The following is a 24,137-nucleotide window of genomic DNA, read 5'->3' on the forward strand; positions in this document are numbered from 1 at the left end:
ATCGAGATACAGAAGAAGGTGGAACAATTCGAGGCGGTGGGTCAGGCAGGAGAGTGCCGGAAGCTCCCGAGCGCTTCACCAAGCGAAGAAGACGGCCAACCAGCCAGCGGAACCGTGTCAGAGGTAGGAAGATTTTCCAGCCGCGCAGCATAAGTCAATCTCCCTGTGCTTCCAATGCTGACCGAGAGCAGGCCGTCTTCTTTGACCCAGTCAAACGCCAGCTCTCCATCTGGATCGATGGACACCTCAGGCAGCGCCACATCAGAAGGCAGGGTGGCAGCGAACTCCAGTGCTTTCACTAACGTAGCACCAGACACCTCCTCAACTCTCTCAGCGACGAGCGACATTAGCTCACTATAGATGGCAGATACGCCGGCAGTAGTTGCCTTCACTTTGTAGAATGCTACGGCATGGTTTTGCTCGACTTTTCTGGCCTCATTACTAGCACCAGGCGTTTCAGCCAAAGACAGTGTGTCTTGATAAGCGATTGCCACACTCATGTGTACTGCTCCAGAGTCTTCTCTTCGAGAAAACCGAAAAATGCATCGTTCTTGAAAGTTCTGAGCCGATCAAGTACTTCCCTGATCTTGTCGGTTTCGGGCCCGTCTAGCTTGCACAGATGTGAAACATCAATATCAAGCAAGATGCTTAACGCGTTGCCTTCTGGGGTCATGCCTTCCAGCACTTGGGTGACGACCCCAACGTCGCCGTATTCTGGGACGGCGATCCCCACCCGACTCAGGAAACTGGCCAACCCCTGGGGAAGTTCAGAGGGGATTTGTGGCGGGCAAGTTAGATAGTCTTTGAACGTCGCCACAGGGAGCGGAATTTGTAAGGTATTTATGTACCGCACAGCCAAGCGTACAACGTGTTCAGGACGGACAGCGGCGAGATAGCGAAACCCTATTTTAAGGGCATGCTCGCTCATCGCCTCCCATGTCTCGTATGGGGGTAGGCGGCTAAAGGTGAAGCCGGTTGTGCGAAGCTGCAATACATGGTTCAAGCCTGGGAAGTCAATTCGTTTTCCGACGCAGGTGCCCGTGTTGGATTGCTGTGCCCCATCGACCCCTATCGTCAGTTCAAGTGTCGTTTCCCAAAGATCGGAGATGCTACCCAAAAGACCCGCAGCTTCATGCGCAAATGCGGCAACACTCTCCAGATCCGCTGCTGGCGAAAACTGGATGTCGATGAGCGCTTCGCGGATGGGCGCTCGTGAGAGGTGCCTAGGCTTAGCCATGATGTGGTGACGCAAGCCGTCGAGAAGTGGCAGTTACGGACAGTCGGTGTTTTGAGCCTATCCCACTCCAATTAACTGTCATGAAGTCTTCCCTTCAATCTGCGATGAGCAAGGCGACCACCGTCGGGCACAACTATAGCCTATAGCAACACGATGGGAGGACTAGAAAGGAAGGCGCTTTTCAGTTGTAATTTCAGCAGGCGCCACAAAATACGCGAGATGGCTGCAACATAGGCGTTGCAGAACAAAAAACACACTCTGGGGGATCAATGAGCAGCCTTCGAACGATATCCCGACGCAGCAGGCGTCGGACGTAAATCGGGGCCTATTGCGGGCCCGCCACCGCAACTACCGTGCAGCCAAGGTAACCCAGGGTCTGTTGGTACTGGTATCGATCATCTTACCGGTAATTGGTGTTTGGGTTGGGCCCCAGATCCCCGAGATCCGGCCCTACCTGGCCTTGGCCAACTTGATCTTACTGGTGATGGAGACGGCGTTGTTCGACCGTATCCAAAAGGATCGGCTCAAGCGCGGCGCCAAGCTGCAGGAGCAGTTCGATACAGACGTCTTCGGTCTACCTTGGAACCGCTTCGTGACGGGCGTGCAGGTGGAACATGAAGACGTGCGTAGGCTGTCGGCCAAGCCACTGTCCAAGAAGCGCGAGGCGCACTTCCAGGCCTGGTACGAGGTGTGTGTCGGCCGTTTGCCCCTGCACTTGGCCCGGCTGATTGGCCAGCGCACAAACATTAACTACGACGCGCGGCTCAGACGCCGGTACGAAGGCTGGCTGCTGACGCTCACCCTCCTGTTCGGTGTGGCGCTGCTGTACGTAGGCTTGTATAAGGGGCTGCAGTTTCCCGATCTCATCATGACCTTGGTGGTGCCGTTCCTGCCTATGCTGACGTGGGCACTGCGGGAGCGCATGCAACAGGCCAGCGCCGCGATTTCGCTGACAAACCTCAACGGCGAGTGGGACAAAATCTGGACTAAGGCCCTTGGTGGTGCCGATGCGGCGGCCCTCACGGCCGAATCGCGCGCCTTGCAGGACTCCATCTACCAGCATCGCGAGCGCAGCCCGCTGGTCTTCGACTGGGTCTACTCCATCTTTCGGTCTGCGAACGAGGACGAGGCCCACCACGCGGCAGAGGATCTCGTGCGCAAGGCCGAGAAGGCGCTCGTAGGGGAGGCTAAGGAATGAAGCTGGTCGATCAGTTCAAGACCTTCCTCAGTAGCGAGGTCAACCTCAACGACACGCGGGTGAGCCAGCTGGGCGCCAGCGTCGAAGCGGTTCAAAAAGCGATCGAGACCTCCAGTTGGGGGCCGAAGATTCTCGATTTCGACGCTCACGGTTCATGGGCCCACGGCACCATCATCAAGCCGCGCGTGGGCGGCGAGTTTGATGCCGACCTGTTGGTTATCGTGGAACCCGTCGAGGGCTGGGAAGCCAAGGACTACGTCAACAAGCTGGGCGCCATCTTTGACGGCCATAGCACCTACAAGGACAAGGTGCACCGGTATTCGCACTGCGTGACCATCGAGTACGTGGGCGAACGCCGCATCGACATCGCGCCGTGCGTCAAAGGCCGCCTGTGGTCGAACACATACGAGGTCTGCAACCGGACCACCAACGAGTTCGAGACGACCGCCGCGCTGGAGTACACGGACTGGGTGGTTGGCAGGAACGGCTTAGCGGGCGGTAATGACCTCAAGAAGGTCACGCGACTGCTGAAGTACCTTCGCGACATCAAGACTAACTTCACCTGCCCGTCGTTCCTGTTCACGACGCTGGTGGGTATGCACATCTACGATTCGGACAAGGACACGGCGGCCTTCGCGGACACACCAACCTGCCTGAAGACCTTGATGGGCCGGCTGGATGACTACCTGCAGGCGCACCCCACTGTTCCTGTCATCCGAAATCCAGTGCTGTGGTCACATCCAGAGCCGCGCCTGGGATCAAACGAAATACGGCAACTTCCGCGAGAAGATCAACCTTTACCGCACGTGGATCGACGAAGCCTTCGGCGAGGCTGACCGCGACGAGTCTATAGGCAAGTGGCAGCGCGTCTTCGGCGACAGCTTCGCAGCCAGCGAGGCCAAGGAATCTGCGCGGCTCAGCGAGAACGTGTCGAGGAGCGATGCACTGGTTTTGGCAGGCCAGTACAAGGATTTGGTCCAGCGTGTCATCGAGCGTGGCCGCGCAGCACTGCCAGAGCGCATCACCCGGCTACCATATGTCCAGCGCCCCAAGTGGCGCACCGCGTCGCAGTCGTACCACGTCAAGGTGTCCGCCGAGCTCTTGACCGAGCAAAAAGGCAGGCGTCTGGGCTCAGTGACGACCCTGCAACCGCTGCCGAAGGGCAACTCGATCCGCTTCACGGCATCCAACTCCGTCGGCCTGCCGTTCACCTCATCGTTCAAAGTGCAGTGGCGCGTGACGAACACCGACCTGGCGGCATATGACGCCAACTCACTACGCGGTGATTTCTATGCCAGTGACTCGGGCTTTTCGCGTGAAGAGGATTTAGCCTATCGCGGGGTGCACTTCGTGGAGGCATTCCTGATAGGCAAGAGCGATAACCGTCTGTACGGGAAGTCGGAGCCGTTCTATGTCGTGATCGAGTGACACAAGCAACACTTGATCTGTTCCGCCAGATGTCGCATCGCCAGCGTCGCCTTCGCTTGTTCCATTGGTTCGGCCAGGTGCGTTGGCGGCGGTATTAAGGATCAGAATGTGCCGGCGAACGTGAGTTCAGCAGCGAGCTTCGAATCGCCGCACTTTGCCGATGTCTGACTGCCACGACCGGCTGAAACCGACCCAGGCTGTGTGAAAACGCCAGTGATTGTCTAACCTTCTGATCGTCTAGATCGTATCGGGGGCGATCATGAAGCGATTCATTGAAGGTGAGGCTCGGACGCAAGTCACGTTGCTGCCTGAGTGCCTGGACGATTACGTAGCTGAAGAAAATCCAGTGCGAGTGGTCGACGTTTTCGTCGATGAACTCGACCTGGGTGCACTTGGGTTTGAGGGTGTCGATCCTGCTGCAACGGGTCGTCCGGCCTACCACCCAGCGATCTTGCTGAAGATCTATATCTACGGCTATCTCAATCGGATTCAGTCCACTCGCCGGCTTGAGCGTGAGGCCCAGCGTAACGTCGAGTTGATGTGGCTGACGGGCCGTTTGGTTCCAGATTTCAAAACCATCGCCGACTTTCGCAAGGACAACGGCAAGGCTATTCGCAGTGTCTGCCGGCAATTTGTGGTGCTTTGTCGCAACCTCAATCTCTTCTCCCAATCGATCATCGCCATCGACGGCAGCAAATTCAAAGCCGTCAATAATCGCGATCGCAACTTCACCCAAGGTAAAGTGAAGGCACGCATGCAGCAGATCGAACAGAGCATTGATCGATATCTGGCGGCGATGGATTCGGCGGATCGGGCAACGCCCGAAGTGGCCGAGGCCAAAGCAGAGCGGCTTAAAGAAAAGATAGAAACGCTGAAAAAAGCAGATGCAGAAACTCAAGGAAATCGAGGCGCAGCTTCACGAAAGTCCAGACCAGCAAATCTCTCTCACCGATCCGGATGCACGCTCAATGGCCACGAGCGGCCGAGGCACCGGAACGGTTGGCTACAACGTACAAACAGCTGTTGACGACAAACACCATCTGATCATTGCTCATGAGGTGACCAACGTTGGTAATGACCGGGCGCAACTCAGCAATATGGCGAACCAAGCGCGTGAAGAGATCGGCGCTGAGTCGCTGACGGTGGTAGCCGACCGAGGCTATTGCAAAGGGCTGGAAATCCTTGCCTGCGAACAGGCGGGCATCACCACCTTCGTACCGAAACCCCTGACATCAGGCAGCAAAGCCGAAGGCCGATTTGGTAAGCAGGACTTCATCTACGTTGCTGCATCGGACGAGTATCGATGCCCTGCGGGACAGTTACTGACCCGGCGGCATTCTTCGGTGGAAGACGGCATGCTACTGCACTGTTATTGGTTCTCGGGTTGCCAGTCCTGCGCAATGCAGAAGCAGTGTACGACGGGTAAGGAGCGCCGGGTAAAGCGCTGGGAACATGAAGCCGTAGTCGATGCGATGCAGGCACGACTGGAAAGTGATCCAACGATGATGAGGCGTCGCCGACAGACTGTTGAACATCCGTTTGGAAAGCTCAAATACTGGATGGGAAGTACCCATTTCCTGACCAAAACCCTGCCGAGGGTGAGCATTGAGATGAGCCTTCATGTGCTGGCTTACAACCTCAAACGAATGATGAGCATCTTCGGTATCGCAGGACTGCTTGAGGCGATCAGGGCATAAATCCAGCCGCTTGCTCGCCCGTAAGTAGCCGTTTGGACCGCTGACGCGGCCCAAACGGCATTTACGAACACCTTTGTAGCTGACTAGGGCAATTCGCGCTTCCGTCTGCTGGTTTCGCAGCCAACACCCGTAATTCTCAGTTTTCGATGTATTCAGTGCGTTTTCACACAGCCTGGACCCATAGCAGCCCTTCGCTGCGGGCGGCAGTCGGCCAGAAATATTCAGTCAAGACTTTTCTGATTTTGTTTTTTTACTTCGTCGGCGAGAGTACATAATTCTACCGATGCTTTTGCCAAGGGTATGTCTCCGCACATAAGACACTCCATATGATTGAAATTCATAGGCTTCTCTTGAAGATCACGCCGGCATTGACCAAATGCCGTGGTGTAATAAATAAATTCAGTAGGCTCGTTCATCTGACAGCGCTCGGCGGTAATGGGTCATCCAAGCATAGATGATTAAAGATCGCTTGAGATGGTGCGGTTGATGTCAGGCCAAGCCCACTCTTTAGGATCGTTGCGATCCTGAGGCTCCAGATAGAGCTGACCAACAGCTGGTTGTGGTGACAGGCAGAAAACGGCCAGAAGTAGCCCTTCACGACATGCAGCTATAACTCTGATGTAGCTTGGATTCCATTCCAGGCTAAGAGCATGCCCACCGGGCTTGTGCAAGATGGTATGGGCCCTAGGAAAGCGGTCTGGTAGGTCACTGCTGTTCTTAAGCTCCCATTCCTCTGAGGGAATTAGCTCCTCTGGCACAGGTGCAAGGCATTGGGGTTATGGAACATATTTATGCCTTCGGCTCAGGTTTCCTCGCAGTTATCGTCAACCTCATAGGCAAACAGTTTGGCAGCGATGCATTCGGATTGTGATCATGCATGGCGCCTCTGCGGATCAATTCAATGTTGCTATCACCGAAGCCAGCCTGCGGGGGCTTTGATTTCGATCGCGCTACCTCGACATCAAGCACTTAGCCCCTGAAGGCGCTTGGGTTTATTGAGTCCGACGCTGTTGCCAATTCGATTTCGGCATCAGAAGATGGAGGTGGAATTTTCGCAGCGACTGGATGTTGACCACGGTACGTTTACAGGAGGTAAACAATATGAGTTCGGCTCGGCATGACTACCAGCAATTCCTAACTTGGCTTCATCTTCCAGAACGCGGTGCTACCGAAGACACTCGACGGTTTGCAAATCTGGTCGACCAAGATTTCGACACCGTGGCCGCACACTCGCGCGCTATGAGCCGCCGATCGGTGCTATTGGCTGCCAAGGCTAAAGAGTCTCTGCTCCAAACCGACTTCACACCTCCCGCAGTTGCGGGAGCGGTTACTGTTGGTGAGTGGGCATGGAGCGCACTGCATAGTCTTACCGTCGGCCCTTTTCGTGGCTTCCGAGTGGCTGAGACGTTCAATTTTCCTCAGCGAATTACCATGTTCTACGGCCCTAATGGCAGCGGCAAAACGAGCCTCTGCGAAGCGTTAGAGCTGGCACTCTTGGGGGCCGTAGATGAGGCGTCGGCTAAGCGAATCCCTGCTCAACGCTATTTCGCGAACCTTCACGAAAATAGGTATGAAGCCCCCACCCTCGCGGCACGAGGCGCGGAAGGTCAGGTGTCGGCAGTGCAAGCGGACTCAGAGGCCTATCGATTCTGCTTCGTTGAGAAAAACCGCATAGATAACTTTTCGCGAATCGCATCTAAGAGCGCAGGTGAAAAGAAGGATCTGATAGCGGCTCTGTTTGGTATGGAGCAGTTCCATGACTTCGTCACTAACTTCAACGAGTCGATGGACCAGCAGCTCAATCTAGTTGCGATCCAACAGCAGGAGCTCGAAACGCAGCGTGCAGCGCTGCAGCGCGATCAAGCAACAATAAATGGCGAGCTCCAGGCAGTTCAGACAATCGCGCAAGAGGAGACTGCCTATGCTGGAGCGTATGCTGCCGGCCTCTCGTACCAGCAGCTTCTTGAACTCATAGGCAGCGATGCCGCTCCAGGTCGTCTGCATTACCTCAATGCGCAACTGGATGGGCCAACGCCAGGTCTCTATGGCGTCAGCAGCGAGGCGTTGGTTGCGGCATATCAGGCTGCGGATCGTGAGCAGGAGCTGCTCGAGGATGTGGACAAAAGGCTAACTGCCAAGACTGGTGAGACCTCCTTCCAAAATCTGTACAACGCGGTTCTTGGCTTACAAGCCTTGTCGCCCGATAACTGCCCCGCTTGCGGGACGCCAATCAATGGTGATTATCACGTTGTACGTGACCCATACGTGCAGGCGCGTGACGGTCTGGCTCAGCTTCAAGAGCTCGCTAACCTGCAGGCTGAAAAAAACGCAGTACGAGGCGAATGGGAACGTGCGTCCCGAGGCTTGGGGGGGCTGTTAACTGCCTTCGGTCAGCGCGTTAGCGCTCAGCCTGATCATGCCGATGACAGGGTGCGATATCTCGCATCTCCGGGTGCTGACCACCGTGCTGCCTGGTGGAAAGCGAGCTATGTAAAACAAGGCGATGCGCCTTCGATGGCGCAGAGGATCGTCGACTTAGCAGTCGAATGCGAAAGGATCGATACCCAGACAAACCAGGCACTGGCAGATCGCGCGGCACTGGCACAAGAGCGCACTCGGCTTGTTCAGGCAGCGCAAGATGTAGCTGGTTTTCAAACACGTCGCGCTGAGGTAGCCCGGCAAGTCGGCATAGCTAGACAGACAATTGCCAACTTTGACCAAGCGAATGCAGCGCTCATCGATGCTGTGCAGCAAGAGGCAGTGCACCTCGTACTCAGTCGACGCATTAAAGCGGCCTATGACGAATTCTTGAGGCTGCTCAGGCAGTTCAGATCAGAGCTGCCCGGTACGCTCATAGCTGGGATTAACACTGTCGCTCTGGAGATCTATAACGAGTTCAACAGACGCGATCATGACGGCGACAAGCTAGCGGCACTTTATCTGCCGACCAACGAAGAAGAGCGTATCGGGCTGGCGTTTCGCGCTGCCCCAGATACGAGGGTAGATGCGTTGCACGTCCTCAGCGAGGGACATGTTCGTTGCTTGGGCGTTGCAATCCTTCTTGCAAAGGCACTGCATATTCAGGCTCCGACGATCATCTTTGACGATGCGATCAACGCGATTGACACCGAGCACCGTGAAGGCATCAGAGAGGCGATCTTCCAGAGTGATCGCTTCGCAGCAACTCAAATTATCGTCACGTGCCATAGCAGCGAATTCATCAAGGATCTGCAGAACCATGTCGAGAAAGGCCAATGGACGGCCTACTACTTCATGCCTCATATCGGGGATCACCGGCCGCGGGTAAAAGGTAACGAGATCACCTTCAACTACTTGGAGCAGGCCCGTGCCGCCTTGGACATTGGTGACTGGCGCAACGCACTGGGCGCATCGAGGCAGGCCCTGGAGATGCTTACGGACAAGATTTGGAAGTGGCTCGGCAAGAACGACCTCGGAGTAATAACCCTGCCGTTAGCTGGCCGCGGGGCGGAGCCGAATCTGAGAAATCTCTGCGAGGCTTTGAAAAGACGGCTCGATGACTCGAGAACATTTGTGCACCAGGACAAGCCCGCCGTCGTTCAGGGGCTTGGTGACGTCATAGGTGTTCCGGTGCAATCGAACGTATGGACGTATCTAAACAAAGGCGTCCATGAAGAGGCTGACAGAGATGACTACGATCCGAACCTCGTCCGCACCATCGTGGAGAACCTTGAAAGGATGAATCAGCTTCGGCTTGGCTCAATGCCTGTTGCTATTGCTGGAGCCGCCCAAGCGGCAGTTATGCAAGCGGTCGCTGACGTGGCTAATCCGCTATAACTGTTTTCCGTCATCGGTAACCCGGCGACACATACAGAGGAATAGCCAGGCTCTTCCAGTGCTGTCTACGACCTCGGGGAGTTGCATATGGAGTGCTTCAGAGTCGACGAAAGTGGCTATACCGGATTTGACCTGCTAAATCTCGAGCAGAGGTTTCAAGGGGCCGCAGCCATTGCCATTGATGATGATCAGGCCAGACGCTTGATCCAACAGCATTTTCCTAAGCTACAAGCGGAAGAGCTCAAGTACCGGGCTCTGTCACGCCGGCCAGCCAATCACCCACGGCTTCTGGCGTTAATGCGCGATGTCCTGACCCATCACAAGTGCGTTACCTACGTCTGTGATAAGCGCTTTCTGCTGCTGCTGATGTTTCTGGATTACGCAGTTGAACCGTACTACTACGAGCGCGGATGCGACTTTTATAAGGATGGGCAGAACTACGCGCTCGGGTCGCTGCTTTATGTGGCGGGCCCCACTCTTCTTGGAGAGGCAGCCTTTGAGCAGTTGCTCGTTTGTTTTCAGCGCGCAGTAAAGGAAAAAAGCCCTGCAGCACTTACCGACCTCGTGGCTGCTGCTCGCGCCACACGCTGGCAGGAACTACCGGAAGCTTTGGGGCCTTTGGCGCAGTATGCCGCGCCGGAATGCCTTCAAGCGATCGCCACATCAGGTGTCACCACTGACGCCGCTTTTGTGGTGTTGCAATCGCTGATAAGCCGGATGGAAGTCATGGCTGATGGCCCCTACTTGGTTGAGCATGATCAGTCCAAGAACCTGCTCACTTACCATGACTTGCTGCTGCGCTTTATTAATCACAAGGACGAGGTCACATTTCGCCAATCGGAGATCGCGAGCCTTACCTTTCCACTCAAGCTCCAGTCAGTGACACAAGTCGACTCGAGGACCAGTCCTGCAGTACAGCTGGCGGACGTTATGATTGGTGCTGCCATTGAGGCGACTAACACGCTTACGGGACAGCGCGCCGGAGGGTTGAATCCTCATGATGTTATGTCCCTCTATGCGGATCATCAGATAATCCACATGCTGCCTTCGACTGACTTCGAAGGGCAGAAACGTTTCCGCCAGGATACGCAGGCCAATGAGGTCATAGATTATTTCGGTAAAAACTTCAGTAAGCCCTAGGTGATATTCCGCTTCGGGTGGAAAGCTGTCTTCATCAGGCGGCTGCTTCTGGCCGATCTCTGCCTGTTGCGATGGGCTGCAATCGACCCCAACTGTTTGAAAACACCTGCGATTTTGATGCTCTAGACCAGCACTTCATTTTGACTAGCGTCACGGCAGATCTTGAGGCCCGTGGTTGATGAGCTGGTAGGCCGGTGGCTCGGGTAGGCGCCGTTAATTAATCGGGCGCGAGATCCGGAGCCACGTCTGTAGATATAGACCCGGCCAGTGAGAGGTGAACGCGCGTTCTGCGCTCACCTTTTGTCTCTCGGCGCAGCACCCTCTGACAATCGACGGCTTTGGGTTGGAGATCAATCGGTCGATCCAATAAACACCAGAGAGGTACCTCAAGCAATGACGTGAGCCATATGCCGCACTTCAAATATTCACAAGAGTCAACACGGCTCTCATCCAGTTTGGCATATGGCAAGCCTGGAGCATTTTGAATTCGTCTTTGCTAAGCGTTTTTTGAAAATGTGACGCTACCTCGAAAGACAAATCTTTTTTGCCGATGTAGTGCAGAGCCGTAAGAGCTACTCCTACCTTGGTATTTACGTGCTGAAAGCGATCCTTTGGTGCGTGTTGTAATCGAAAGATGGCACTCCCAATGCGGATTTTGCGCGTAGTCCCGGTGGTGTAAAAAATGGGCGACATCTGCATCTGTGTACTCAATCCCATCAAACGAACAGCTTGAGCTCCGTGTATTTGAACCGTCTCTCCGTTTGCCTTAGTCATCAATCTCATCACAGCCAGAGGGCTAGCATGTACCTTGCCAAAGTACCTGCTCGCCTTAGGCCGCATGTAGATACCACGAACCACGCGCTCAAGGGCGCCGGCGTGAACAAGTCTAGAGAGCGCTTTGTTTGCCGAAGCGCGACTACCATATTGCGCGAGAAGCCTTCCGAGAAATGGACGCCCCAAAGGCATGTGTTGGATTCGTTTGGCGATTGACTTAGCGACAGACATTAAGGGATCCAGATCTATGAAATGGTGGGGGCTTCCTGGAAAGTGCGAACCTTGCAAAATTGACCTATCCATTCGGCTTCCTTGAAGCCAGATCTACCACCTTACGGTCGTTAATCTTAGCCTTTAGCACACGGCTCTCGTCCAATAGCACTTTGTTGATAGATGCGAGACTGGCGACTTTAGCCTCAATTCCTCGATCTCCTGACGGAAGGCTGCGGACTTGTTGGGCTCGGCAACCATGGTTTAATCTAAATGCATTTCCAATTCTCGAACTAAGTTATCCAGCGCGTTGCCCAAGGCGGCGAGGGCAGATAGCCTTTCGTCATGAGTGGCATCGATTTGACATAAACTTTCCAAGTGCTCACATGCTTCCAACAGCGAGACTGCTCGGGCCAACCGTGCCCCCCTTTAATTCGATGGGCAAGGTCAGCGAGTTCATGATTGTTTGTTTCAGGGGAGTACTGGGCAAGCCGATTGCGGTCCTCAACAACAGAGCGCATCAACTCTTTCAGTAATGAGTCAAGGGCCTCTCTATTGCCGAGCGTAAGTTGTTGCAGATAGACAAAATCAAATGTCGATGTGACGCTCTTGCTGTTTATGCGGGGGGCTATACCAGTTAGATGGCAGCGCACATCATCAAGGGTGATGGGTTTGAAAAGGCAGTCATCCATTCCAGCATCAAGACAACGTTGTCTCTCCTCAGGCAGCGCATTGGCAGTGAAGCCGAAGATAACGCATGGAAAGCGTCGCTCCTCACGCTCTTGCTGGCGGATAGCCTTAGTTAGGTCGTAGCCGTTAAGGTTTGGCATATTACAATCCGTGATTACCACATCGAATTCACCATACCGCCATGCGTGCAGACCTTGAACCCCGTCGTCAGCATCTTGCACCTGGTGCCCGAGATATTCTAACTGCTGAGCCAGCAGCAGGCGATTGGGAGGATAGTCATCCACCACTAAAACATTGAGCGACGGATTATTCTCGGTCACTTCATTCTGCACAAGATTCGCACTGGGTTCTAAGTCGGCGAGTTGTGGCAGGCGCAATTGGATCACCACGCGCGTACCTTGCCCCAACTCGCTGGATAGATCCAAACTTCCGCCCATCATTTCACACAGCGTTCGGCTAATCACCAGTCCTAGGCCGGCACCATTACGCGGAAGCGTCTGGCTCTCACCAACCTGCGAGAACGGTGCGAACAAGTGCTGCAAGTCTTCAGAAGAAATACCTTGGCCGCTATCAATCACTTCTACCCGTACTGCCAAGACATCTCCGTCTGCCTCAGCCTGATACTCCACCCGAACTTCGCCCTGATCGGTAAATTTGATGGCATTGCTAATGAGGTTCGACAGCACTTGCCGGAAGCGTATGGGATCGATTTTGACATCTGTTGTGGTGTCGCCAATGTAATCGAAAAGTAGATTAAGCCGCTTCTGACGGGCCAGCCCTTCGAATACCCACAATGTGGATTCGATAATCGTGCGAAGATTCGCGCGCTCTGGATCGAGGCTTAGCTTGCCTGACTCGATCCTGGCAATATCAAGAATGTCACCAATGAGATCTAGCAAACTATGTGCTGAGCTCGACGCCACCTCCAGCGCTTTTCGATCGATAATGCCCTGATCTGACTTCTTTTGTGCCAATTCAAGCATTCCGAGAATAGCGTTCATCGGTGTGCGAATTTCGTGGCTCATCGTCGCGAGGAACGTCGTTTTGGCCCGATTGGCGCTCTCCGCCGCGTCGCGCGCTTCCTGCTCAGCCTCGAGCAGAGATTTTCGTTCACTAATATCTATCCAGCCACAAATGATGCCTTCCATCACGCCGTCGGAACTACGATAAGGCAATATCCACTGGTAGATGGTCAAGACTTCACCTCCGGGCAGAGTCAATTGACGATCCCCTACATCTGGATCACCACTAGACATCACCCTTTGATAGATAGACTCGTAGTTTCTCGCCTCCTCAGGAGATACTAATACGCCGTCACCTACATTCTGACCTATCACATCTTCCCTAGATACATTGAGTCGCTCCAGATAGCTGGTATTGCAAGAAACTAGCCGTCCTTTGCGATCACGCACGTAAATGGGGTGGGGCGTGCCATCCACTAAAACACGCATAAATTCCATTTGGTCACTTAAGGCCTGCTCGGCTTGGATACGGCTACGAATTTGACGACGCAGCCAATACACCCACATAAGTACTGTTCCTAGTGCTATGCCACCAGCGACTAGTCCTTTGAAAATAAGGGCACCATGACGCGACCAGTAGCTCTCAGAAATCACTACTTCACCATTCCAGCGTCGGGTCAGATCGGCCATTTCAGAAGGAGAAATACTCAATAACGCTTTATCTAGAATTGTAATTAACTCTATAGAGCCACGTGCAGTAGCAAATGCAGCTTGGCCAGGAGTGGTTCCTATGGTGGCGGTGATGCGTAATTTTCCTGAGTAACGCTGGGAGATTAAATAGCGAGCACCAATTAATGTGTTAATCGTCGCATCGGCACGATTACTTGCAACCATCTCCATGGCTTCGGCAACATCGGAAGCTTCAATAATTTTTATATTTGGAAAGTGTTTGCGTATATATTCATGTGGGTAGATTCCACGAACTAGCGTCAAAGTCTTCCCCGCCAGATCATTAAGTGATACTTGACCGGACGAAGTGCGGCAGACCAATACGATTGCGGAAGTAAAGTAGGGGCGAGTAATGCTTAGTTTTCCCTCGTTTTCTATACTGGCGGTAAAGGCAGTAAGCAAATCTGACTCTCCCTTAGCAACATAGGAGGCTAACTCCTGCAGCTTGCCAATTCGGTTGACTTCGAAATGAATCCCTGTGCGTTGGCCAATCCGTTCTAATACATCCGCGCTGATGCCACGTAATTTACCGTTTTCGTCAAAAAATGTGAAAGGCAGAGAAGTTTCGTTAATTGCCATCGTCACAACCGGATGCTGGTCAATCCAATCTTGCTCGATACGAGTCAATTGTATCCGGTTGCCCGGAATGCTAGATCGGTCAGCATCCCAACGTCGCAAGATAAGTGTCCGCTCACGCTCAGGAATAGCTTCTAACGCCTTATTCACTACACGTAATAATCGCGAGTTGTCTTTATTCAGAGCGAAAGCAAAGGACGCGGCATTGATGCTCGCAAAATTTACCAAGCGAATATTGTTTAGGTAGCTGCGGTTTATCAGGTAATCTGTAGCGATGGCGTCTCCCAAGTAGACATCTGCCTGGCCGAACGCTACCGCTCCCATCGCAGCTAGCGTTGATGGGTAAAGTTGCAGATGAGCCTTAGGGTAGTTGGTCCGCACAGACTCTTCGGATAGATAGTGATAAGCCATTGCCAAGCGTACACCGCTTAATTCTGGAATCTGTGCGGATTCATCGCCCGACCTCTCAGCCAGTACTGGCTGATCTATTGCATAGGGCTGCGAAAGTGCAACACCTTCAGAGGTATCGTATTCATTGGCAGTCGACAGTAGATCTATGCTTTGCTCTTTCAGGGCTTGAAGTGCCTCCTTGCGTCCTCCAAAAACCCTCAACTCTATACGTACATGTAGCAACTCGCCAAGCAGCCCCGCGTAGTCGGCCGTTATACCTTCGTAATCATTCTGGTTGTTCAGTATATCCAATGGTGGATAGTCTGGTGTCGTGATACCAAGGCGCAATACTTGGCGTTCGCGCAACCAACTCCAGTCTTCGCTACTGAGCTCTGCGCGATAGCCATCGACTGAGGAACGACCAAACAAGCGCAGATCTTCACCATGTGCGCTGGCAAATGTAAGAGCCAAAATGCAACCGAACCACAACGGGCTGCAAATGCGCTGAATCAGAGAGAGCACCAAGAGCGACTCCATTTGCTTGTTTAAGACAAACCGTTGCGTCTTGCTAAGTCCACCAAATCTACTAGAGTTTTGACATTGAGTTTCTCAATTACTCGAGCCTTATAGGTGCTTATGGTTTTATTACTCAACAATATTGAATCGCCAATTTCCTTATTACTAAGGCCTCGAGTCAAATACTGAAGGATCAATAGCTCTCGATCAGAGAGTGAGGCAATGCGGTCAGCCTCGCTGGAGTCCATATCGGTACGGCGTACCGAATTGACGGCAACCGCTGGGAAATAGGTATATCCAGCCAAAACTGACTTGGCTGCTCTAACTAACTCACTAAGATCACCGGATTTCGAGATGAAACCCGATGCGCCGGCTTTCAAGCAGCGTGGAGCGAAACACTCGGCAGACTGAGAAGTCAGCGCCAGCACTTTGATGCCAGAAGTAACACCGTTAAGGCGGCCAATTACCTCCAAACCATCCAGGCGCGGAATAGAAATGTCCAAAATGATAAGGTCCGGTAACAACTCTCGAGCCATCCGCACGGCAGAGGTACCATCTTCCGCCTCGCCCACCACCTCGAAGCCCTCTTGGCTCAGAACCAACTTGACCCCGGCACGTATGAAAGGGTGGTCATCTACGATCAGAACTCTTGGCATTATACTTCTGCTCCGTATGCAGATAGCGACGACGAGCTTACAAAGATACCATCATAAAAAAATTATCAGCCAAAGTCTCCTTGGGTGACCGCCTTACAGACCTGTTGACACATAAAGCGTTGCATTTTCAGTGGATAACGCTGAAGTCCCTATAGTCTTTTTCTCTATAATTTGTAGGAAATTTCCTAGGGAGTCTAGTCGCTAACCCTGCAAGACGCTACGTAACGGACCCTGGCCAATGAAACCTGCATTGGTTGAGTCTTCGCGCGGCAAGCCAGATACGCACGCCATTATGCATCAGGACTTTCATCCGGTTTGCGTGGTGATTTTCACAGAGATAAGCACAGTGAGGCTTTGCCGCACCGAACACCACGATGATTCTGTTCAGTGTGGTCTCGGTACCGGCGCGCATATCCATGAACTCGGTGGCGAGCCAGATGACGCCGATGCGAATCACAGGGGCAAGCTCACGGATAAAGTGCGCATCCTTTAGGATCTGAAGATGACCGTTTCACGGTGAGATTTTGCTGCCGAAAAGGGGGCTCGACGCTGAAAGACATGGCCCGAGGGCTAGGTTCGGGGCCCTAGGTTCATCGGAGCGATAGTGGGCAACGCCGGCGACAGACAATTACCATAAGCAGGTATCCATTTACGCTCGAGGTTGGCGTAGATTCCGTAGCGAAAAATTACGCTGGCCATCCACAAGCCGGGTTGTAGACATTCCTGCAGAATCGGGACTTTGAAATGTTTGAGATAAGAAGTGCGTTGGTGCATGACAATTTTGGCGATGGTGTCCGAGTATTTTGGTGGGCGCCATCGCCCTTACAACTGGGATAGGTAGGTATGTTGGGCGGACGCTTACGTAGCTCGTGCTTCTCTATGAGTCCCCATAGATCCATTAGTGGGAAATGTGTTGAGGTTATGGCGATAGGTGATGTTGGTAATCGAAAAGTTGGTGGACGCAGAGTTGAAAGCGCTGGGAACTGAACGTCTTAGGGGTAGGGATGCTATGGGGAATGCAAAGCCCATTTGAACGGCAGGAATCGGTGCTTTCGTGTTTCAAGTGCCCCTCCTGTCCTGATCCTGCTGGTCGGGTAATGGCTTCGTCTGGCGTATACGGTATACGTTTCACCTGTGGCGTTCGGAATATCCTTACAGATTTTAGAGAAGTTTCCTCCTGACTGTTTGAGTTGATACTCGCACAATTCAAGTGATTTTTGAGGACAGTCCCTTTGCAGTTCGTTTCTTGTGCGGAAGGGGGGGGGGCTTAACCGCTGGATGCACCTTCGCAGGCAATCTGCGCAAGGAGCGTTGGCGTAAACGCTGTAGATGGTACGGAGATGAACATGCCAAAAGTTCTGGTGGTGGATGACCATCCCGTCATGCGGGCTGGTATTAGGATAATACTGAATCAGGAAGGATTTGACGTTGTAGGAGAGGCAGAAAATGGATTAGCTGCGGTCGAAATGGCTCATGAGTTGTTACCTGATCTGATTATATTAGACCTCTTGATCCCAGAGCTAGATGGTTTGGAGGTGCTTGAACAGCTGAATGTCTCCGCTTCAGGGTGCAAGGTACTGGTAGTGACTGAAATGTCTGCCGATCGTTTTGCAAATCGGTGTATGAGCGCTGGCGCTTTGGGTTTTGTCGCCAAAAGTGGTGGCCTCAGTGATCTAACTAATGCTGTTTTAGCTGTGATGAATGGATATACTTATTTTCCATGTATTGCCTTCAGCCCTACCGTAGGAGCTGACGTGGATGTCAGTGAGGTTCGGCGAATTGCATCGCTTTCTGCTCAAGAGCAGATGGTTTTTCAGCAATTGATCAACGGTCTTACTTATAAGGAGATCAGCGAGGCTGCAAAACTCAACTGTAAGACGATCGGTACTTACAAATCTCGAATTTTCTCGAAGTTGGGAGTGGGGTCGTTAGCGGCTATGAAGAGTATGGCGTATCGTAACGGTATGCTATAACTTGAATCGCCCCGGGTTTTCTAGACACTCTCCAAACTCGCTGTTTAACGCTTTTCAAATTCTACCGGTGACAGCTGATTGTTGAAACCATGACGACGCTTCGAGTTGTAAAACATCTCGATGTAATCGAACACATCACCACGAGCATCCTGTCGTGTGATGTAAATTTCCGCTTGATCCGTTCCCGTTTCAGCAGCTGGAAGAAGCCCTCAGCTACGGCATTGTCGTGGTAGTTTCCTCGACGGCTCATGTTGGCGATTAGGTTGTTGGCCTTTAAAAAACTGCGCCAATCAGAGCTGCTGTACTGGCTGCCCTGATCAGAGTGATCATCATCTCCTGCTTCGGTTTGCGCCTCCAAAGCGCCCTCAGCAGCGCATGAGTGGCCAAGTCTCTGGTCATTTGTGACTTTATTGACCAGCCAACGACTTGGCGTGAAAACAGATCGAGCACCACTGCCAAGTACGGCCAGCCTTCATAGGTTCGGATGTAGGTGATGTCGGTGACCCAGACTTTGTTGGGTTCTCTGACATCGAACTGTCGCTTCAGTAAGTTTGTGAGGCAACCGCTGGTTTACCGCCAGATTTTCCTGGTCGCCGCCGATACCCGGTCTGAGAACGCAAACCTTCAAAGCGCATTAACCTAGCCACCCGGTGGCGGCCACAGCTCTCACCAACTTCGCGCAGGTCATCATGGATCTTGCGATAGCCATAAACACCATCGCTTTCCAACCAGGAATGCTTGATCAAACCGAGCAGTCGTTGATCCTCCTTGGCGCGCGCAGATTTTGGTTCGGATAGCCACGCGTAACAGCCGCTGGGATGAACCTTCAGCGTCAGGCAAAGTCGTCGAATGGAGTAGTCGTCCGCTAGATGCTTAATAAAGGCGTACTTCAGCTGCACTCCTTGGCAAAGTACGCTGCGGCCTTTTTTAAGATGTCTCGCTTCTCCGTCACCCGCTTTAGCTCAGCACGTAGACGACGAAGCTCAGCGCTCTGATTTTCCTCCTGGACGCGCTGCTCCTCGGGCTTGGTGTTGCGCTTAATCCAGGCATAAAGGCTATGCACGGACACGCCCAATCGCGCAGCTATCTCTGAGACACGAAACTGCTTTTCGGTCACTTGGTTGACCGCCTGGATTTTAATTTCTTCGGGATAGCGCTGGTTGCTCATGGCACCTCTTAATTGGCCTCAGTTTAACGCTTTGAGATGTCTACGAAACCCGGGGCGATTCATAGGTCGTTATGGAAAATGTAACGAACTCGCCGTAAACCGCTTAAAATCCCACATTTTTTTTTACACTTTCTCGAAAAATTACATTAACTGTCTGTAATATAAAAAGAATATCGACAAAATTTACACCTCAGGTGTTATGAAGATTTTTAAAAAGCGGCGATCCAGTCAGTAACAAAAAAAGCGAAGCCATCTGGCTTCGCTTTTTTTATGGGCGCTATTAACGGGATAACGTGGTGACGTTGGCCCGTGCCGAGTGCAGTTTCTTGTAGCTTTCGATCAACCGCAGGTGCCTGTCGAGCCCCTCCAGTTTCATGTTGGTCGGCGTCAAGCCATGGAAGCGCACGCTGCCGTCCACCGAACCGATGGCTGCGTCGGTACGCTCGTTGCCAAACATCCGGCGGAAATTGGCCTCGTAGTCTTCCAGTTCCAGGTCTTCGTCCAGCTTCATTTCCAGCACCACATTGACGGCCTGGTAGAACAAACCACGTTCAACCGTGTTGTCGTTGTACTGCAGGAACATTTCTACCGCCTCTTTCGCCTCTTCATATTGCTCCAAGGCGAGATAGATCAGCAGTTTCAACTCCAGGATCGTCAGCTGACCCCACGCCGTGTTGTCGTCGAACTCGATGCCGATCAAGGAGGTAATGTCGGTGTAGTCGTCCAGTTCACTTTCCACCAGACGCTCAACCAGCGATTGCAATTCTTCTTCGTCCAGTTGATGCAGGTTGAGGATATCGGCGCGGAAGAATAAGGCTTTGTTGGTGTTATCCCAGATCAGATCATCCGCCGGATAGATTTCCGAATAGTCCGGCACCAGGATGCGGCATGCCGTTGCGCCGATATGCTCGTAGACCGCCATGTACACTTCTTTGCCCATGCCTTTGAGGATGCCGAACAAGGTCGCGGCTTCCTCGGCATTCGAGTTTTCACCCTGGCCGGAGAAGTCCCACTCGACGAATTCGTAATCCGACTTGGAGCTGAAGAAGCGCCACGACACCACACCGCTGGAGTCGATAAAGTGCTCGACGAAGTTGTTCGGCTCGGTCACCGCATGCCCTTCAAACGTCGGCTGCGGCAGGTCGTTGAGGCCTTCGAAACTGCGGCCCTGCAACAATTCGGTGAGGCTGCGTTCCAGTGCCACTTCCAGGCTCGGGTGCGCGCCGAACGAGGCGAACACGCCGCCGGTGCGTGGGTTCATCAGCGTGACGCACATCACCGGGAATTCACCGCCCAGGGACGCATCTTTCACCAGCACCGGGAAGCCTTGCTCTTCCAGCGCCTGAATACCAGCCAGTATGCCGGGGTACTTCGCCAGCACCTCGGCCGGCACATCCGGCAGGGCAAATTCGCCTTCGATGATTTCGCGTTTGACCGCGCGCTCGAAGATCTCCGACAGGCACTGTACCTGGGCTTCGGCCAGCGTGTTGCCGGCGCTCATGCCGTTGCTCAGGAACAGGTTTTCAATCAGGTTGGACGGGAAATACACCACCTCGCCGTCCGACTGACGAACATACGGCAGCGAACAGATGCCGCGCTCTTCATTGCCCGAGTTGGTGTCGATCAGATGGGAGCCGCGCAGTTCGCCGTCGCGGTTGTAAATCTTCAGGCAGTATTCGTCGAGAATTTCCGTGGGCAGCGCGTCCTTGCGGCCAGGCTTGAACCAGCGCTCGTCCGGGTAATGCACAAACGGCGCGTTGGCGATGTCTTCGCCCCAGAACTGGTCGTTGTAGAAGAAGTTGCAGTTCAGACGTTCGATAAACTCGCCCAGAGCCGACGCCAACGCGCTTTCTTTGGTGGCGCCTTTGCCGTTGGTGAAACACATCGGCGAGTGTGCATCGCGGATGTGCAGCGACCACACGTTGGGCACGATATTGCGCCACGAAGCGATTTCAATCTTCATGCCCAGGTCCGCCAGAATGGCCGACATGTTGGCGATGGTTTGTTCCAGCGGCAGATCCTTGCCCGCGATATAGGTGTGCGCCTCGGAATTGGAGGCAGGCATCAACAATGCCTGGGCATCGGCGTCGAGGTTGTCCACTTCTTCGATCACAAACTCAGGCCCGGCTTGCACCACTTTTTTAACGGTGCAACGGTCGATGGAGCGCAGGATGCCCTGGCGGTCCTTGTCGGAGATGTCCGCCGGCAACTCGACCTGAATCTTGAAAATCTGGTTGTAGCGGTTTTCCGGGTCAACAATGTTGTTCTGCGACAGGCGGATGTTTTCGGTGGGAATACTGCGAGTGTCGCAGTACAACTTCACGAAATAGGCCGCACACAACGCCGATGAAGCCAGAAAGTAATCGAACGGACCCGGTGCCGAACCATCGCCCTTGTAGCGAATCGGTTGATCGGCGACCACGGTGAAGTCATCGAACTTTGCTTCAAGCCGAAGGTTGTCGAGAAAGTTGACCTTGATTTCCATGGGGGATTACCAGAATAACGGGCTAGACGAATTGGCCGCCATTATCCGGCTTTTCAGGCGTATGTCTTGTCGTTGTCGGATCCGGAGTCTGGTTTACGCCTGTTTCAACCTGGCGCCCGATACACGGTATCGGGCGTTTGATGAGCGATTTGATGCTCAGTCGAGGATCAGGTGTGGCAAAAAGCGGCTCGAATCCTTGGTGATCAAGCTGTTGTCTTCCCGCACGCCAATCCCGGCCGCCTGATCGCCAATCACCCAAGAACCGATCAGCGTGTAGCTGTCGCCAAATTTAGGCAGCGGCGCAAATTCCTGAAGGATAAACGGCGCGTCGGTGTAGGGGCCGTCCTCTTTCACGATCAGACCGTCGGCCGTTTGCAGCTCGATGTTGGCGCCTTCGCGGGAGAAGAACGGTTTGCGCACCCAGCCCTTGGACACGGCTTTGTTCGGATCCGTGTCCAGATGCGCCGCGAGCAGGTTCGGGTGACCTTTATTGAATTCCCACAGCAACGGCAGGATGCCCTTGTTGGAAATAATGGATTTCCACGCGGGCTCAAAAAACTGCGTATCACACTGGGCAATTGCGGCACCGAAGGGCTCGTGGAAGATGAATTCCCAGGCGTGCAACTTGAACAGATGAGGAATCCAGCGATCCTCAAGGTCGACGAAGCGTCCGTCACTGGTCAGGCCGATGTCTTCGATGTCGATGTGCCGTGATTCGATGCCGACCTTTTCCGCGACCAGCCGCAGGTAATCGGTGGTGCCCTTGTCTTCGACCGAGTGTTTCATCGAGGCGAAATAGAACGGCTGCTTCAACTGCAACTGGGCAAAAGCCTGATGCAGTTTGGTGTCGATGCTGTTGAACTGGTCGGCCTGCTTGGGCACCAGACCACGCTCGATGCATTGTTCCAGCCAGCCCCATTGAAACGCAGCGGCCTCATACAGGCTGGTCGGCGTGTCGTAGTTGAGTTCCAGCAACTTGGCCGGCCCGGTGCCGTTGTAGGAAAAATCCATGCGCCCATACAGGTGCGGGTGGCCTTCGAGCCATGACGTGCGAATCATGTCGTAGAACGCCGGAGGAATACTCAGGCGCTCGAGCAATTCATCGTTTTGCACCACCCGGGCGACCATGTCCATGCACATCTCATGGATCTCGGTGGTCGGGTCTTCCAGATCCTTTTCGATCTGCTTGAGCGTGAACTGGTAATACGCGCGCTCGTCCCAGTAGGGTTCGTCGTCGATGGTGTGAAACAGAAAGCCGAGACCTTCGGCGGTCTGTTTCCAGTCATGGCGCTCTGCGCAATGGATTTTCTTCATGGCCCGGTTTCCTTAACTGCTCGACCCGCCGCCCCAGCCGCTGCGCGCACTGGCCTTGCTGCCAAAGCCGCCACGCGACGTCGACGAGGCAACGGAAGAAACCGGCTTGCTGGCCGATTTGCTGATGGTGGAGCTGTAACTGCTGCCGGATCGCGCCTGGTTGGAGCGGCCAAACGTTGAACCGTTGGCGACGCGCTGACTGAGTGTTGAATTGCCGTAGTTACCGCGATCGTCGCGGTAGCGGTACACCGGCTGCGAGTAATAGCTGTTGCGGTTGTTGCTCAGCATGTTGCCGATCAACAGCCCGGTCAGCAGGCTGCTGGTGGAGAAGCCCGAACCGCCGGTGTTGGCTTCCGAAGCCGGCAATTGCGCCTTGGCGGCGTCGACCTGGGACTGCGTCACCTGGCCATCGGCAGTCAGCTCGAAGCCGCCGAGCCGGGGAATGAACTTGCCGGTCGACTCCTGCTGGCACCAGTCGGCGACGAAGTCGGCATCGCAATCGGCCTGGTTGTCGTACACCGGCGCAATGCGGCGATGTTCGGCCATGGCGGTCATGTAGGCGTCCGAGCAGACGTCTACCGGGAGCTTTTCATCGGCGCATTGCTGGACGGACTGGAAGTTGTACTTCTTCTGCACCGCGTAGGTTTTTTCCGTTGGCCCGCAACCGGATATCGCCATGGCGACCGATGCGGCCAGCGAGAGCTGAACGTACTTGCTTCGTTTCATCAGGATCTCCGCTGCGCAATCAGTTCTGGGAAGGGGTCATGCACGCGGCGTTCAACATGCCCACGCTGATGGCCACTGCCGCGACATAAATGCCCGCCGCGATTTCACCTTTCTTGATGCGTTCCGAGGTGCCTTTGAGCACCAGGCTGGTCATCAGGAACGCCAGCAGTTGCACGAATGCGGCAATGACTGCCCAGACGACGAAGTCGAGCAGGCTGATCGAGTAGGCAATCACATTGCTCGCTGGAATGGCGAAGCCAATGATCGCGCCACCCAGTGCAATCGCAGCCGCCACGTTGCCCGAACGGATCAGTTCGAACTCTTTGTGCGGTGTGATGCGGGTGTAGATGAACTGGAACAGTGCGAACAACACGGCGGCGCCGAGGATGTAAGACACAAACCCGAGCACGGCTGCCGGGTTCAGCGAGATGGAGAGTGCTTCTAGCATGGAC

The 24,137-nt window shown here is 53.8% G+C and carries 16 protein-coding genes and 2 pseudogenes; 7 read left to right on the forward strand and 11 right to left on the reverse strand.

Annotated elements, in window-relative coordinates; all coding sequences use genetic code 11:
• Nucleotides 1-41: 41 nt before the first annotated feature.
• Both AB4N43_RS20120 and AB4N43_RS20125 read right to left on the reverse strand, forming a co-directional pair.
• Nucleotides 42-500, reverse strand: coding sequence for a hypothetical protein (locus AB4N43_RS20120; RefSeq protein ID WP_460151873.1), 459 nt, complete (start codon nt 498-500; stop codon nt 42-44).
• Nucleotides 497-1,237 carry a TIGR04255 family protein gene (locus AB4N43_RS20125; protein WP_460151874.1) on the reverse strand — a complete coding sequence of 247 codons (741 nt, stop codon included), beginning with the start codon at nt 1,235-1,237 and terminating at the stop codon, nt 497-499. Before AB4N43_RS20125 ends, AB4N43_RS20120 begins: the two co-directional genes overlap by 4 nt.
• 328 nt (nt 1,238-1,565) lie before the next feature.
• Here AB4N43_RS20125 and AB4N43_RS20130 point away from each other — a divergent pair, with 328 nt between their 5' ends.
• From AB4N43_RS20130 to AB4N43_RS20155, 6 genes and pseudogenes are all read left to right on the forward strand, one after another.
• Nucleotides 1,566-2,435, forward strand: coding sequence for an S-4TM family putative pore-forming effector (locus tag AB4N43_RS20130; protein WP_460151875.1), 870 nt, complete (start codon nt 1,566-1,568; stop codon nt 2,433-2,435).
• Nucleotides 2,432-3,271 (forward strand): SMODS domain-containing nucleotidyltransferase, encoded by an 840-nt coding sequence (locus AB4N43_RS20135; protein ID WP_460151876.1) that lies wholly within the window; start codon nt 2,432-2,434, stop codon nt 3,269-3,271. The genes AB4N43_RS20130 and AB4N43_RS20135 overlap by 4 nt, the downstream gene beginning before the upstream one ends.
• Before the next feature lie 115 nt (nt 3,272-3,386).
• Nucleotides 3,387-3,863, forward strand: coding sequence for a nucleotide-binding domain-containing protein (locus AB4N43_RS20140; protein WP_460151877.1), 477 nt, complete (start codon nt 3,387-3,389; stop codon nt 3,861-3,863).
• Between the two features lie 259 nt (nt 3,864-4,122).
• Nucleotides 4,123-5,560 (forward strand): annotated as a pseudogene (locus AB4N43_RS20145) (IS1182 family transposase).
• 1,065 nt (nt 5,561-6,625) lie between these two features.
• The gene (locus tag AB4N43_RS20150) at nt 6,626-9,376 is read left to right on the forward strand and encodes an AAA family ATPase (protein ID WP_460151878.1); all 2,751 of its coding nucleotides are present in this window, start codon (nt 6,626-6,628) and stop codon (nt 9,374-9,376) included.
• An 87-nt stretch (nt 9,377-9,463) separates the two neighbouring features.
• On the forward strand, nt 9,464-10,516 hold the full coding sequence (locus AB4N43_RS20155) for a hypothetical protein (RefSeq protein ID WP_460151879.1): 1,053 nt from the start codon (nt 9,464-9,466) through the stop codon (nt 10,514-10,516).
• Between the two features lie 417 nt (nt 10,517-10,933).
• Here AB4N43_RS20155 and AB4N43_RS20160 read toward each other — a convergent pair whose 3' ends face one another.
• The 4 genes from AB4N43_RS20160 to tnpB form a co-directional block, all read right to left on the reverse strand.
• The gene (locus AB4N43_RS20160; protein ID WP_460151880.1) at nt 10,934-11,521 is read right to left on the reverse strand and encodes a DUF6088 family protein; all 588 of its coding nucleotides are present in this window, start codon (nt 11,519-11,521) and stop codon (nt 10,934-10,936) included.
• Between the two features lie 272 nt (nt 11,522-11,793).
• Nucleotides 11,794-15,369 carry a transporter substrate-binding domain-containing protein gene (locus tag AB4N43_RS20165; RefSeq protein WP_460154221.1) on the reverse strand — a complete coding sequence of 1,192 codons (3,576 nt, stop codon included), beginning with the start codon at nt 15,367-15,369 and terminating at the stop codon, nt 11,794-11,796.
• Nucleotides 15,370-15,392: 23 nt separating this feature from the next.
• Entirely contained in the window at nt 15,393-16,019 is a 627-nt protein-coding gene (locus AB4N43_RS20170; protein WP_150673779.1) for a response regulator transcription factor, read from the reverse strand.
• Between the two features lie 217 nt (nt 16,020-16,236).
• Complete coding sequence (gene tnpB, locus AB4N43_RS20175) at nt 16,237-16,437, reverse strand: IS66 family insertion sequence element accessory protein TnpB (protein WP_460154222.1); 201 nt, start codon at nt 16,435-16,437, stop codon at nt 16,237-16,239.
• 928 nt (nt 16,438-17,365) lie between these two features.
• Between tnpB and AB4N43_RS20180 the strand changes: the two genes are divergently transcribed.
• Nucleotides 17,366-17,992, forward strand: a complete 627-nt coding sequence (locus tag AB4N43_RS20180; protein WP_460151881.1) for a response regulator — start codon at nt 17,366-17,368, stop codon at nt 17,990-17,992.
• Nucleotides 17,993-18,036: 44 nt separating this feature from the next.
• Here AB4N43_RS20180 and AB4N43_RS20185 read toward each other — a convergent pair.
• The 5 genes and pseudogenes from AB4N43_RS20185 to AB4N43_RS20205 form a co-directional block, all read right to left on the reverse strand.
• Nucleotides 18,037-19,160, reverse strand: a pseudogene (locus AB4N43_RS20185) (IS3 family transposase).
• 280 nt (nt 19,161-19,440) lie between these two features.
• Nucleotides 19,441-21,645: an OsmC domain/YcaO domain-containing protein gene (locus AB4N43_RS20190; RefSeq protein WP_059182083.1), complete on the reverse strand. Its 2,205-nt coding sequence runs from the start codon at nt 21,643-21,645 to the stop codon at nt 19,441-19,443.
• Nucleotides 21,646-21,801: 156 nt separating this feature from the next.
• The gene (locus tag AB4N43_RS20195; RefSeq protein ID WP_460151882.1) at nt 21,802-22,959 is read right to left on the reverse strand and encodes a glutathionylspermidine synthase family protein; all 1,158 of its coding nucleotides are present in this window, start codon (nt 22,957-22,959) and stop codon (nt 21,802-21,804) included.
• A 12-nt stretch (nt 22,960-22,971) separates the two neighbouring features.
• Nucleotides 22,972-23,685, reverse strand: a complete 714-nt coding sequence (locus AB4N43_RS20200; RefSeq protein WP_027924371.1) for a DUF1190 domain-containing protein — start codon at nt 23,683-23,685, stop codon at nt 22,972-22,974.
• Nucleotides 23,686-23,704: 19 nt separating this feature from the next.
• Nucleotides 23,705-24,133 (reverse strand): DUF350 domain-containing protein, encoded by a 429-nt coding sequence (locus tag AB4N43_RS20205; protein WP_027924370.1) that lies wholly within the window; start codon nt 24,131-24,133, stop codon nt 23,705-23,707.
• Between the last annotated feature and the right edge of the window lie 4 nt (nt 24,134-24,137).

Source organism: Pseudomonas sp. S2_B07, from assembly GCF_054668435.1.